Source organism: Cedecea neteri NBRC 105707 = ATCC 33855 (assembly GCF_001571265.1).
Lineage (GTDB): Bacteria > Pseudomonadota > Gammaproteobacteria > Enterobacterales > Enterobacteriaceae > Cedecea > Cedecea neteri.
In genome coordinates this window covers 1-12,108 of record NZ_BCTL01000023.1, presented here as the reverse complement: position 1 = coordinate 12,108, position 12,108 = coordinate 1, and the positions used below count along the sequence as shown (strand labels likewise).

Annotated in this window: 13 protein-coding genes; 6 read left to right on the top strand and 7 right to left on the bottom strand. The window is 56.4% G+C overall.

The features are described 5' to 3' along the window. Positions 1–343: 343 nt before the first annotated feature. From CNE01S_RS10840 to CNE01S_RS10820, 4 genes are all read left to right on the top strand, one after another. Entirely contained in the window at positions 344–523 is a 180-nt protein-coding gene (locus CNE01S_RS10840) for a YlcI/YnfO family protein (RefSeq protein ID WP_061275920.1), read from the top strand. A 409-nt stretch (positions 524–932) separates the two neighbouring features. Beyond that, the gene (locus tag CNE01S_RS10830) at positions 933–1,259 is read left to right on the top strand and encodes a PTS sugar transporter subunit IIB (RefSeq protein WP_061275914.1); all 327 of its coding nucleotides are present in this window, start codon (positions 933–935) and stop codon (positions 1,257–1,259) included. After that, positions 1,256–2,659 carry a glycoside hydrolase family 1 protein gene (locus tag CNE01S_RS10825; protein ID WP_061275912.1) on the top strand — a complete coding sequence of 468 codons (1,404 nt, stop codon included), beginning with the start codon at positions 1,256–1,258 and terminating at the stop codon, positions 2,657–2,659. The genes CNE01S_RS10830 and CNE01S_RS10825 overlap by 4 nt, the downstream gene beginning before the upstream one ends. Next, positions 2,646–3,974: a PTS sugar transporter subunit IIC gene (locus CNE01S_RS10820; protein ID WP_061275910.1), complete on the top strand. Its 1,329-nt coding sequence runs from the start codon at positions 2,646–2,648 to the stop codon at positions 3,972–3,974. Before CNE01S_RS10825 ends, CNE01S_RS10820 begins: the two co-directional genes overlap by 14 nt. Positions 3,975–4,093: 119 nt before the next feature. On the opposite strand, the gene CNE01S_RS10815 is transcribed toward CNE01S_RS10820, so the two are convergent. After that, on the bottom strand, positions 4,094–5,314 hold the full coding sequence (locus CNE01S_RS10815; RefSeq protein ID WP_061275908.1) for an amino acid deaminase: 1,221 nt from the start codon (positions 5,312–5,314) through the stop codon (positions 4,094–4,096). Between the two features lie 202 nt (positions 5,315–5,516). Between CNE01S_RS10815 and CNE01S_RS10810 the strand changes: the two genes are divergently transcribed. Both CNE01S_RS10810 and CNE01S_RS10805 read left to right on the top strand, forming a co-directional pair. Next, a complete protein-coding gene (locus CNE01S_RS10810) occupies positions 5,517–6,953 on the top strand; it encodes an N-acyl-D-amino-acid deacylase family protein (RefSeq protein ID WP_061275918.1) in 1,437 nt (478 codons plus the stop codon). A 152-nt stretch (positions 6,954–7,105) separates the two neighbouring features. Further along, complete coding sequence (locus CNE01S_RS10805) at positions 7,106–7,498, top strand: RidA family protein (protein WP_061275906.1); 393 nt, start codon at positions 7,106–7,108, stop codon at positions 7,496–7,498. On the opposite strand, the gene CNE01S_RS10800 is transcribed toward CNE01S_RS10805, so the two are convergent. The 6 genes from CNE01S_RS10800 to CNE01S_RS25635 form a co-directional block, all read right to left on the bottom strand. Further along, positions 7,495–8,358 (bottom strand): MurR/RpiR family transcriptional regulator, encoded by an 864-nt coding sequence (locus CNE01S_RS10800; protein ID WP_061275904.1) that lies wholly within the window; start codon positions 8,356–8,358, stop codon positions 7,495–7,497. The genes CNE01S_RS10805 and CNE01S_RS10800 overlap by 4 nt on opposite strands. A 77-nt stretch (positions 8,359–8,435) precedes the next feature. After that, positions 8,436–9,284, bottom strand: a complete 849-nt coding sequence (locus CNE01S_RS10795) for a metal ABC transporter permease (protein WP_061275902.1) — start codon at positions 9,282–9,284, stop codon at positions 8,436–8,438. Next, positions 9,281–10,138, bottom strand: coding sequence for an iron/manganese ABC transporter permease subunit SitC (gene sitC / locus CNE01S_RS10790; RefSeq protein ID WP_061275900.1), 858 nt, complete (start codon positions 10,136–10,138; stop codon positions 9,281–9,283). The genes CNE01S_RS10795 and sitC overlap by 4 nt, the downstream gene beginning before the upstream one ends. Beyond that, positions 10,138–10,956 carry a manganese/iron ABC transporter ATP-binding protein gene (locus tag CNE01S_RS10785; protein ID WP_061275898.1) on the bottom strand — a complete coding sequence of 273 codons (819 nt, stop codon included), beginning with the start codon at positions 10,954–10,956 and terminating at the stop codon, positions 10,138–10,140. Before CNE01S_RS10785 ends, sitC begins: the two co-directional genes overlap by 1 nt. Continuing rightward, a complete protein-coding gene (locus tag CNE01S_RS10780; protein ID WP_061275896.1) occupies positions 10,953–11,867 on the bottom strand; it encodes a metal ABC transporter substrate-binding protein in 915 nt (304 codons plus the stop codon). The genes CNE01S_RS10785 and CNE01S_RS10780 overlap by 4 nt, the downstream gene beginning before the upstream one ends. A gap of 27 nt (positions 11,868–11,894) precedes the next feature. After that, positions 11,895–12,108, bottom strand: a 214-nt coding sequence (locus CNE01S_RS25635) for a hypothetical protein (RefSeq protein WP_218009452.1), incomplete at its 5' end; no start/stop codon positions are given.

Sequence of the window (12,108 nt, the reverse complement as noted above, 5' to 3'; positions counted from 1 at the left end):
GTGCCTCGCTTTTAGCCCGCAGCCAAGCTGAACATCACAGGTGCTTCAAGACTTACAGCCACGCCCTTGTTCCCGGCTCTCATCGCCCCCGGTGATAACCGGTGGGTTTACCGCTTCAGCGGCGATGAGCTCGCCGGGCGCTAGGGTTGCCAGGGAGATGGCGCTTTCTCCCTGGCACGTTCACCGTGCTCTGAACGTGCAGGGAAAACAGATCTTCTGGTGAACGGAAAAATGACGGACTGACAAAGTTCTCTCAAAAAATTCAACGAAAACGCTGTATAGCAAATTGTCATGGAGCTTTTTTGTCCATACTGTCGAACAGTTTTTACAGGGAATGCTGGTAATGGCCACCAAATCGATAAATGCAAAATCTCAGACTCTTGCGGCTCGGGTGCCTCACGAAGTGGTTGAGAGCATGGAAGAGTGGAAACAAGAAGGTGAAAGCACCGGGCAGTTTATTACCGCAACCATCAAAACGGAGATACAGCGCCGCCAGCAAGAGAAAAAGACTGAAGATAAGTAATAGCGACTACGCCGTATCGACACATCAAGGTGACGTGTACACTTTTTGCTTTTTTTTAAACATATCATCGAAACATGTCGATAGCATCGACACGTTTCTGCAATGTGTACACATTTCCCCTTTTTTTAAACATATCGAAAGTCCCCCATTCAAATAAGCTTCTGGCTGTGACCGCTGCACCATTCCTGTCAATAAAACAACACGCGAAGGCGAACGACGTCAGAAAAGTAACACTCTTATTTATCTGTTTATTAATGAGTTTCATAGGGTTTTTCATTTCTCCAGCCAAAAGTACCAGCCGCTAAAAGCAAATCTGTGCCGCCCCTCACTTGTGGCTTTTTTCACCGCTACCCAGAATATATTTGGCCGCATACCGCGGACACTGCATTGATTCTCTGAGGGAAAAGCGATGAAAAAAATCTTCTTATGCTGCGCTGCGGGAATGTCGACCAGCATGTTAGTGGAAAGAATGAAGCAGTCCGCGCACAGCCGTGATGTGGCGGTGGAAATTACCGCCGTGCCGGTGTCCGATTTCGACCAGATAATCGATGAGGCCGACGTCATCCTGCTCGGGCCGCAGGTGAAGTTCCAGCTGCAAAACCTGAGCGCGGCGGCGGCACCTCACGGCGTTCCGGTGGCGGCCATCGACATGATGCATTACGGCTCAATGCAGGGTGATAAGGTGCTGGATCATGCGCTTTCGCTGCTGAAAACCGCTGACCAGGGGTCCGTATGAAATACCGTTTTCCCAAAAATTTCTGGTGGGGCACGGCGACCAGCGCCACGCAGTCTGAGGGACGAGTTGAGGGGGATGGCAAAGGCGAGAATATCTGGGATTACGCCTCGCACGAGTTTAATAGCCGTTTTTACAACGGCGTCACCGCTGATGATACTTCTACGTTTTACCAGCGCTGGCGGGAAGACATTCAGCTGGCGAAAAAAATTGGCCTGAATTCATTCCGTACGTCGATTTCCTGGTCCCGGCTGATCCCTGACGGCGACGGGGAAGTTAATCCTCAGGCCGTGCAGTTTTACAGCGACATTATTGATGAGCTGATTCGCCAGGGGATCGAGCCTTTTATCAATCTCTACCACTTTGATATGCCGATGGCGCTGCAGGCAAAGGGCGGATTTGAGAACCGTGAGGTGGTGGATGCTTTCGCTCGCTATGCGAGGATTTGCTACCGGCTGTTTGGCGACCGCGTGCGCTACTGGTTTACCTTCAACGAGCCGCTTATCCCCGCCGAGGCGGGTTATTTACATCCACGCCATTATCCTTACGTGACGGATTTTCGCCGTGCGGCACAGGTGCTGCACCACATTGTTATTGCCCACTGTAAAGCGGTGGCCGCCTGGCGAGAGATGAATCTTGAGGGGCAGATTGGCATCATCATGGACGTCATCCCAGTTTATCCGCGCAGCGACAGCCCGGAAGATCTGCGGGCTGCGGAAATGGCCGACCTGTTCTACACGCGCAGCATTAACGAGCCGATGCTGCTTGGGCGCTATCCCGACGAGCTGGTGGCGCTGCTGAAAGAATACGATGTGCTGCCGAAGGTACTGCCGGGTGACTGCGAGCTGATTGCCGCGACCCGCGTTGATTTGCTGGGCATCAATTACTATCGCCCGCGCCGGGTTAAGGCGCGTGAAACGCTGCTTGAAGAGCCACACGGGTTTGTACCGGAGCGTTTTTTTGAAGAGTACGTGATGCCGGGACGGCGCATGAATACCTCACGCGGCATTGAGATTTACCCGCCTGCGCTGTACGACATCGCCATGCTGGTGAAAGAGCGCTACGGCAACCTGCCGTGGTTTGTCTCCGAGAACGGGATCGGCATCATGGACGAAGAGCAGTTCATGGTGGACGGCGAGGTGCAGGACGATTACCGCATCGAGTTTCTTCAGGAGCATTTAACCTGGCTGCATAAAGCGATAGCGGAAGGCAGCCAGTGCCTGGGCTACCAGATGTGGACCTTTATCGACTGCTGGTCGTGGCAGAACGCCTATAAAAACCGCTACGGCTTCTACCGGCTCGATTTAGCGACGCAGCAGCGTTCGCTGAAAAAGTCCGGGCGCTGGTTCTGTGGCGTGATCGAGAGCAATGGGTTTGAGGAGGCTGACCATGTCGACCTTTGATAAGTTAGCCGACAAGCTGATGCCGGTGGCGAACGCTATCGGCAACCAGCGCCATATGCAGGCGATACGCAACGGGCTTATCTCTATTTTGCCGCTGACCATCGTCGGCTCTTTCTTCGTGATCCTGCTGAACATCCCGATTAAGGGCTACATGGACTTTATTGCGCCGTGGCGCGATATGCTGGACGTGCCGTTCCGCTTTACCGTCGGGCTGATGTCGCTGTACGCCGCGTTTACCATCGGTTCGTTCCTCGGCAAAAGCTACAAGCTCAACGACATTACCAGCGGCCTGCTGGCGATGCTGGCGACGTTGCTGATGATTGTGCCGGTAAATATCAAGCAGGGCGTGACCGTGGCGGGTGAAGTGGTGGCGGGGCGCTACATTCCTATCACCTCGCTGAGTTCTCAGGGGCTGTTTGGGGCGATTATCTCCTCGCTGATTGCCATTGAGATTTACCGTTTCATCAAAGTCCGCAACATTGAAATCAAAATGCCTGCGGGCGTGCCGCCGGTGGTCGCCAGCTCGTTTTCGGCGCTGTTCCCGACGCTTGCCGTGGTGCTGGTGTTCTGGATCCCTCGCCACTTCCTGAACATCGATATTAACGCCATCATCAGCTACATCATTATGCCGCTGAAGGGCTTTATGACCGGCACCAACCTGTTTGGCGGGATTGTGACCCAGTTCTTTATCGACGTGTTCTGGGTGTTGGGGATCCACGGTCATGCGGTGATGGGGCCGCTGATTCGCCCGCTGTGGGATCAGGCGATCGTGCAGAATATGGAGCTGTTCCAGTCCGGCGTGAGCGCCTATGAGCTGCCGAATATTTTCACCGAGCAGTTCTTCCAGTGGTATGCCCAGATGGGCGGCACCGGCTCAACGCTTGCGCTGGTGGTGCTGTTTATCCGCTCTCGCGTTATCTACCTGAAGCAACTGGGCAAGCTGTCGTTTATTCCGGGGCTGTTTAACATCAATGAGCCAATGATTTTCGGCGCGCCGATTGTGATGAATCCGATCCTCGCGATCCCGTTTATTCTGGCGCCGATGGTGAATACCGTGGTGGTGTATCTGTTCACAATCAGCGGGCTGATCCCGCGCATGATGGTGAAGCCGCCGTTTACCGTTCCGGCGCCGCTGGGGGCGCTGATCACCACCAACTGGAACCTGATTGCCTGCGGGCTGGTGTTTATCTGCTTCTTTATCTCGCTGGCTATCTATTATCCGTTCTTCAAGGCGTACGAGAAGAAGATGCTGGAAACCGAGCTTCAGCAGAAGGAAGAAGAGGAGCAGGCTAAGGCGCTGGCTGAGGCTAAGTAAATTTTCTGTTGCCCCTCACCCCGGCCCTCTCCCCGGAGGAGCGAGGGGGAAAACAGGCGACTGAGAACATTTTTTATCCCCTCTCCCTTTCAGGGAGAGGGTTAGGGTGAGGGTAAAAACTAGAACGCCGTCTCTAACTCATCCAACACGTTATACTCGTCATCCACCAGCAGCAGCGCCTTCCACTTATCAAACGTCAGGCACGGATGCGAAGTACTGAACACCAGAATATCCCCAACCTGCACATCCACGCCCGGCTTGAGTTTCAGCATCGCGTGCTGATCCATAATTCCGGTAGTTTCGAGGATTTCTGACGGTGATGCCAGCGGCTTGCCCTGGCGGTAGTGCGCTATCGGCTGCGGCAGGCCTGCATCAAACGCACTGTCTCGCTTGCCAAAATTCACGATTGCCCGGTCGCTTTCCGGGACCGATTGCACCATCGCCACCAGCTCCAGCGCGGAGACAAGATCGCCGCCAAGATCGCAGGCGATCCGATCGCGCGCGATCAGCTGCTCCTGAGCTTCCTGATAGATGCCGCCGTCGTGGGTGATGTAGCAGCCAGGGCGGATCGCAATGCGGCAGTTGGCCGGTTTCTCTGCGGCGAGCCAGATATTGCAGACTACGTCGTACCAGACCGAGCCTGCGCCGGTTAACAGAAATTCGCCGTCAACATAGCGCTCCATCCGGCAGGCTAATGCCGCCGCGTCTTGCAGCAACGCTTCTATTTTTGGCTGTGGATTTTCGCCGTGAAGCACGCCTTCGTACAGCTCCAGGCCGCGTAAACGCAGGCCGGGTAACTCAGCCACATGTTTTGCCAGCGCCAGTGCCTGTTCCGTGCTGCGACAGCCACAGCGACCGCCGGGCACGCCCAGCTCAATCAGCACGTCGAGGGTTTGGCCCTGCTGGCTAAAGAAGTCTGACAGGGCGCGGGCATTCGCCTCGCTGTCTACGCAGCAGATGTAGTCGACCGAAGCGTGTTTATGCTTCAGCTTCGACACCAGCGCCATGTTCGCTTTTCCCACCAACTGATTCACCATCAGCACGCGCTCGATGCCAGCGGACATCGCGATGCTGGCCTGCCATGCGCTGCCTACGCCGATAGCCCACGCGCCCGCTTTTTGCTGCTGCTGGAAGATCCACGGCGTCATGGTCGTTTTCCCGTGCGGTGCCAGCGAAACGCCGCGCGCGTTGGCATAGTCCTGCATCCATCGGATGTTGTTTTTCAGGGCTGATTTTTTGATCAGGGCGGCGGGCAGACAGACCTCTTCATTGAGGACATTGGCAGAGGAAAGCATGGGGGCGGATTTATGAGGGACGAGGTTAATCTCCTGGTATTTCATAACGTATTATCTCCGGGGTTATTCTATCTTTCAGATTAAGTATCATTTTTAACTTTATGTTATTTATATTATTTATTTGTAATTATGCTAACTAATGAATAAAAGTATCATTGATTTGCGGGTATTTTGTTTAGTTTTTCACTGTTTTTATGGCTTGTAAATGGTTAACTTGCACGCAGATTATGACTGGCGTGAGGCGCAGATGAAGTTCGATTATCTCTTCAGGAATGTCACCGTGATTGACGGATCTGGCGGCGCAGAATACCTGGCCGATGTGGCGGTGCAGGGTGACAGAATCGCCGATATTGCGCCGGGGATTTCCGGCGAGGCCGTGCATGAGATAGACGGCAGCGGGCGGGTATTAGCGCCGGGGTTTATTGATGTTCACACGCATGACGACATTAACGTGATCCGTTTTCCCGAATATCTGCCGAAAATTAGCCAGGGCATTACCACGGCGATCGTCGGCAACTGCGGCATTAGCGCGGCCGGGGCAATGATTAACTCGCAGGTGCCCGACCCGATGAATCTGTTGGGCGAGGCACATCAGTTTGTCTATCCCACCGTTGAGGCGTATGCGCATGCCGTGGAGCAGGCTCGGCCGGCTATCAACGTCGGCACGCTTGTCGGCCATACCGCACTGCGTAATAACCAGATGGATGACCTGTTCCGCCCGGCGACGCACGAAGAGATCCTCGCCATGCGCGAGCAGCTTAAGCTGGCCCTGCAGCAGGGCGCGCTGGGATTGAGCACCGGGCTTGCCTATGCCAGCGCGTTCCAGTCCACGACCGAAGAGGTGATGGCGCTGGCCGAGGAGCTGGCGGCGGAGAAGGGTATTTACACCACCCATTTACGTTCCGAGTTTGAGCCGATTCTTGAGGCACTGGATGAAGCGTTTCGCATTGGCCGCCACGGCAATGTGCCAGTGGTTGTCTCGCATCACAAATGCGCCGGAGCGAAAAACTGGGGGCGCACGGTTGAAACGCTGAAGCTGTTCGACAAAGTACGCGAGCGGCAGGATGTCTCCTGCGACTGTTACCCTTATTCCGCCAGCTCTTCGACGCTGGATATGAAGCAGATTACCGACGAGTTCGACATCGTGATTACCTGGTCCGAGCCGCACCCGGAGGTCGCCGGGCAATCGCTGAAGCAAATTGCTGAGGGCTGGGCGATGTCACTTCACGAAGCGGGGAAATTACTGATGCCCGCGGGCGCGATTTATTACAACATGGACGAGCAGGATGTGCGGCGCGTGCTGCGCTACCCGGCGACGATGGTGGGATCAGACGGTCTGCCGAACGACCCGATGCCACATCCTCGCCTGTGGGGCGCGTTCCCGCGCGTGCTGGGGCACTACAGCCGCGACGAGAAGCTTTTCCCGCTGACGCAGGCGGTGCATAAGATGACGGGGATGTCGGCGGCGCGGTTCCAGTTGCCCGAACGGGGCCTGGTGAAACGTGGCTATTATGCCGATCTGGTGCTGTTTGACCCGCTGACCGTGCGCGACGTCGCGAGCTTTAGTAACCCGAAACAGCCCGCCGCCGGCATTGAAGCGGTGATGGTGAATGGGGTGATGAGTTACGGGCTCGAGCAGAAAGTGATTGGCCGGGGGGGGCGGTTCCTGCGTCGGCAGAAGTGAATATAACGTTCCCCTCACCCCGGCCCTCTCCCCAGAGAGGAGAGGGGGAAAAACGAGATAAAATCTGGTGAGGGGGAATATGTACCTTCGTCCCCTCTCCCTTCCAGGGAGAGGGTTAGGGTGAGGGTAAACCAATCTAACAAGGAGTAATGATGAGCATTAAACGTTATGGCGTTGGCGGCAGTACAGGCACCGGCGGGCAGCCGCTGCCTTTTGCTAAAGCTGTCGAAGCGGCCGGATGGCTGTATGTGTCCGGCCAGACGCCGATGAAGGACGGAGAAGTGGTCGAGGGCGGAATTATCGACCAGTCACGGCTGGCGATTCAAAACTGCGTGAATATCATGACGGAAGCGGGTTACACCCTGGCCGATGTGGTGCACGTGAAGGTGTACCTGACCGATGCCCGCTATTTCCAGTCCTTCAATAAAGTGTTCCGCGACTTCTTCGGCGACCACCCGCCGGCCCGCGTGTGCTGCGTGGCTGACCTGGTGGTGGACTGTAAAGTGGAAGTGGACGTGACCTGCTACCGCGCTGACCGGGGTTAATCGCCCAGCGGCTGCCTGTCTGCCCCGCCGCGATGGCTGTCCAGCGCCAGCTTGATGCGGCGTAGCCGGTCCTTCGCCTGACTTTTGTTGGCCATCGCCAGTTCGGTGGCCAGCACGTCAATCATCGCCAGCATCGCGTAGCGCGAGGTGCTCGGCTTAAAAATGTAGTCGTTCTCACGAATAATCAGCGGCAGCACGATGTCTGCCTGCTCAGCCAGCGGCGTATCCTGTGGGGTAATGGCGACGATCTTTGCGCCGTACTGGCGCGCAATCGCCGCGCTCTCGACCACTTCTGGGGTATAGCCTCCCAATGATAGCGCCACGACCACATCGTTGGAGGCCACCGAAGCCGCCATCATTCTTGCCAGCAGGCCGTCGCTCTGGCTCACGACCGGCAGCCCCAGCCGAAACAGACGGAACTGCAGCTCCTGTGCACAAATCGTCGACCCGCCGCCCATGCCCAGCGCCAGGATTTGCCGCGCATTGCTCAACCAGCTCACGGCTTTGTTGAGTGACTCAGGGTTTAGCGCGCGGCGGTTGATATCCAGCACGTTGATGATGGTTTCGTAGATGCCCTGCACGCCTTCCAGGTCCGGCACATCAAGAATAAATCTTTGGCCCACCGCCAGCGACTGGGCGAGTTTGACCTTCAGTTCACGCACATCTTTGCAGCCGATGGCGCGGGCAAAGCGGGTAATGGAGGCCTGGCTGGTTTGCGTCTGACGCGCCATTTCCGAAATCGGCAGCGCGACGGCGGCCTGCACATCGTCCAGAATAAACTGCGCGATGCGCTTTTCGGTGGCGGTCAGCTCAACGAAGCGGTCGGTGATGCAGGAGATAATATCGATGGTGTAGCTCATGGCGCGACCCTGGTACTTGTGCAAAAAGAGAAGGTACTTTGTACCATAAACCGTTACCTGGGTCGCTCCACGTGGATTCAGAAAGACTCGCTTATCGCTTCCATTCGCCGCTGCCTGACCGTGGCTCGAATAAAGGCGGCGATAAATACCAGCGCAGAGAGCACGACGATGGTCGGTGCGGGAGCGCTGTCGATAAAGAATGACAGGTAAACGCCAAGAAACGACGTCACGATAGCCTGCCCAAGCGCGACCAGCATCATGCCTTTAAAGGTGCGCGTCAGCAGCGAAGCGATAGCGCCTGGCGCGATAAGCAGGGAAATCGCGAGGATAATCCCCACCGCCTTTAGCGCCGCGACGATGGTCAGCGAGACCAGGCAGAGCAGGCCATAGTTCAGCAGCTTAACGTTCAGGCCGGAAACCTGTGCCTGAATAGGATCGAAGGCATGCAGCAGCAAATCCCGCCATTTTAGCCCCACAACAACCACCGTTAGCAGCACGATAGCGCCCGTTTGCAGAATATCGCTGTAGCTTACGCCCAGCATGTCGCCAAACAGAATGTGGTCGAGGTGGATATCCGGCTTCAGGTAGACGTAAAGCACCAGCCCGGCGCCAAACATGCCGGAGAAGACGATACCCATCACCGTGTCGCGCTTGATACGGCTGTTGTCCTGCAGGTAGCCGGTGGCAAAGGCGCAAAACAGCCCGGCCACGAAGGCGCCGAGGCCCAGCGGCAGGCCGACCATCCAGGCGATCACCACGCCGGGGAAGACCGCGTGGCTCATGGCATCGCCCATCAGCGCCCAGCCTTTTAGCACCAGGAAGCAGGAGAGCAGCGCGCACGGAATGGCGACCAGCGTGGTCATGGTCAGGGCATTGATCATAAAGCCAAACTGGAAGGGGGAAAGCAGGGTATCTAACAGGCTCATGGCGTTTGCTCCAGGCTCAGGCGGGCGCGCCGACGGTTAGCCAGCAGGCCGTGTTTGGGCGCAAACACGAAGGTCAGCAGGAAGATAAGCGTTTGCAGCACCACGATGATGCCGCCGGTGGCGCCGTCGAGGAAGTAGCTTATCCAGGTGCCGAATGCGCTGGTAAAAGTACCTAACGTGACGGAAATAATCAGTAGCCTCGGGAAGCGGTCGGTCAGCAGATAAGCCGTGGCACCCGGTGTGACCACCATGCAAATCACCAGAAAAGCGCCGACGGTTTGCAGCGCCGCCACGGTGGTGGCCGACAGCAGGGTGAAGAACAATCCTTTGAGCCACAGCGGGTTAAGACCAATAGAACGCGCGTGATTTTCGTCGAAGAAGGTCACCATCAGGTCTTTCCACTTCAGCAGCAGAATCGCCAGCGAGACAAAACCGATAATTGCCAGCTGCACGATATCAGATGGGGCGATGGCCAGAATATTGCCGAGCACAATGGTCTGGATGTTCACCGACGTCGGGTTGAGCGACACCATAAACAGCCCGAGGCCAAAGAACGACGAAAAGATAAGGCCAATGATGGTGTCTTCGCGCAGGCGTGTGCGCTGATTTAAAAACAGCATAGTGCCTGCGGCGAGGCCGCCGGAGAAAAATGCGCCGATGGAAAACGGCAGGCCGAGCATATAAGCGCCGGCAACGCCTGGCACGATGGAGTGGGAAAGGGCGTCGCCGATGAGCGACCAGCCTTTTAGCATCAGGTAGCAGGAAAGAAAGGCGCAGACCCCGCCGACCAGCGCTGAAACCCAGATGGCGTTAAACATATATCCATAGCTAAACGGCTCGAGCAGGACGGACATTACGGCTCCCCTTTTAACGCTGCGCCGTGGATAAACGGCCTTTCGTCGTCGGTGAGCACGCTGGTTTCTTTCCCGGTTAAGGTGACGTGGCGCAGCACGCCGCTGAAGGCCAGCTCCAGGTTTGCCTGGGTAAAGGTGACGTCGGTCGGGCCGCAGGCCAGCACGGTGCCTTTCACCAGCACGGTGTAGTCGCAATAGTCTGTCACGGCACCGAGGTTGTGGGTCGAGACCAGCATCGTCCGGCCTTCGTCCCGCAGCTCGCGCAGCAGGCTGATTATCTGCTCTTCAGTTTTCACGTCCACGCCGGTAAACGGTTCGTCCAGCAGGATCACCTGGCCGTCCTGGGCAATCGCGCGGGCAAGAAATACACGTTTTTTCTGCCCGCCGGACAGTTCGCCGATTTGGCGCTTGCGGAAGTCGCTCATCCCTACGCGAGCGAGGGCGTTGTCTACCGCCAGCTTGTCTGCCTTACCGGGGATCCGCAGCATCCCCATGTGGCCGAAGCGGCCCATCATTACCACATCTTCAACCAGCACCGGGAACGTCCAGTCCACGTCCTCTGACTGCGGGACATAGGCCACCAGGTTGTTGCGTAGCGCCTTGCGCGTGGGCATATCCAGAATCGAGATGCTGCCGCTGGCCAGGCGCACAAAGCCCATGATCGCTTTAAACAGCGTGGATTTCCCTGAGCCGTTGACCCCGACCAGCGCCGCAATGGTGCCGGTCGGAATTTCAAAGCTGGCCGTCCGCAGTGCGGTATGGCCATTGCGATAGGTGACGCTGGCGTCCTGAACGACGATGCCGGGGCGACGACTCATTTTTTCAGCCCTTCATTGATGCCGTTAACGATGGTGCTGGTGGTGACGCGCAGCAGATCAAGATAGGTCGGGACCGGGCCGTTTGCCGCGCTCAGCGAGTCGACATACAGCACACCGCCGTAATGCGCGCCGGACTCACGGGCCGCCTGGCGAGCGGGCTTATCGGAAATGGTACTTTCGCTGAAGATCGTCGGGATCTGGTATTTCCGAATGCTGTCGATCACTTTGCGTACCTGTTGCGGCGTGCCCTGCTGATCGGCGTTGATCGGCCACAGATAGAGTTCTTTCAGGCCAAAGTCGTTGGCAAGATAGGAGAATGCGCCCTCGCTGGTGACCAGCCAGCGCTTATCCGCCGGAATTTTTGCCAGCTCGTTGCGCAGGGGTTCGATGGTTTGCTGGATTTTCTGCTTGTAGGCTTCGGCGTTGCGGGTATAGGTCGCGGCATTGTCCGGATCGTATTTAACAAACGCATCCCGGATATTATCGACGTAGATCAGCGCATTTTGCGGCGACATCCACGCGTGAGGGTTAGGTTTGCCGTTGTAAGGGCCTTCGGTGATGCCCGTGGGCTGAATGCCGGTGGTGACGATGACTTCAGGCACGCCTTTCAGATGTTGATAAAACTTCGCGAACCAGAGTTCAAGGTTTAGCCCGTTGGTCAAAATTAGCTGAGCGCCCTGTGCCCGACGAATGTCCCCTGGCGTGGGTTGGTATTCATGGATTTCAGCCCCCGGCTTGGTGATGGACTCCACGTCGGCGGCGTCCCCGGCCACGTTCTGCGCCATATCGGCGATGATAGTAAAGGTGGTGATCGCCTTAAATTTTGCCTGCGCCTGAGCGGCACCCAACAGCATCGCCAGCGCGGCGGCGGCAGCGACAATACTTTGCGTTAACTTCAGTTTCCCGGGCATCGTCTTCCCTCACGAGTGATTATAGATTCAGCGTTTATAGCAAGTGCTATAAAACATAGCTGCTGCTATAATTAAATGCAAATAATTATCATTTGTGTGATTTAAAGGTGGGGATAGAGCAGGTTGTTCTTTAGGCACAAATAATCTGTATGCCGAGACGGTTAATATTCCGTTCACCTCTTGTCCTGTTTTATATGCAGCCATTGCACTAGTGAACGACTCGGGGAAGTCACCGTCACTT

Bases quoted from the DNA above. Each gene is read 5' to 3' on its own strand.
- CNE01S_RS10840 (WP_061275920.1), top strand. From the start codon at position 344: ATGGCCACCAAATCGATAAATGCAAAATCTCAGACTCTTGCGGCTCGG.
- CNE01S_RS10830 (WP_061275914.1), top strand. From the start codon at position 933: ATGAAAAAAATCTTCTTATGCTGCGCTGCGGGAATGTCGACCAGCATG.
- CNE01S_RS10825 (WP_061275912.1), top strand. From the start codon at position 1,256: ATGAAATACCGTTTTCCCAAAAATTTCTGGTGGGGCACGGCGACCAGC.
- CNE01S_RS10820 (WP_061275910.1), top strand. From the start codon at position 2,646: ATGTCGACCTTTGATAAGTTAGCCGACAAGCTGATGCCGGTGGCGAAC.
- CNE01S_RS10815 (WP_061275908.1), bottom strand. From the start codon at position 5,314: ATGAAATACCAGGAGATTAACCTCGTCCCTCATAAATCCGCCCCCATG.
- CNE01S_RS10810 (WP_061275918.1), top strand. From the start codon at position 5,517: ATGAAGTTCGATTATCTCTTCAGGAATGTCACCGTGATTGACGGATCT.
- CNE01S_RS10805 (WP_061275906.1), top strand. From the start codon at position 7,106: ATGAGCATTAAACGTTATGGCGTTGGCGGCAGTACAGGCACCGGCGGG.
- CNE01S_RS10800 (WP_061275904.1), bottom strand. From the start codon at position 8,358: ATGAGCTACACCATCGATATTATCTCCTGCATCACCGACCGCTTCGTT.
- CNE01S_RS10795 (WP_061275902.1), bottom strand. From the start codon at position 9,284: ATGAGCCTGTTAGATACCCTGCTTTCCCCCTTCCAGTTTGGCTTTATG.
- sitC (WP_061275900.1), bottom strand. From the start codon at position 10,138: ATGTCCGTCCTGCTCGAGCCGTTTAGCTATGGATATATGTTTAACGCC.
- CNE01S_RS10785 (WP_061275898.1), bottom strand. From the start codon at position 10,956: ATGAGTCGTCGCCCCGGCATCGTCGTTCAGGACGCCAGCGTCACCTAT.
- CNE01S_RS10780 (WP_061275896.1), bottom strand. From the start codon at position 11,867: ATGCCCGGGAAACTGAAGTTAACGCAAAGTATTGTCGCTGCCGCCGCC.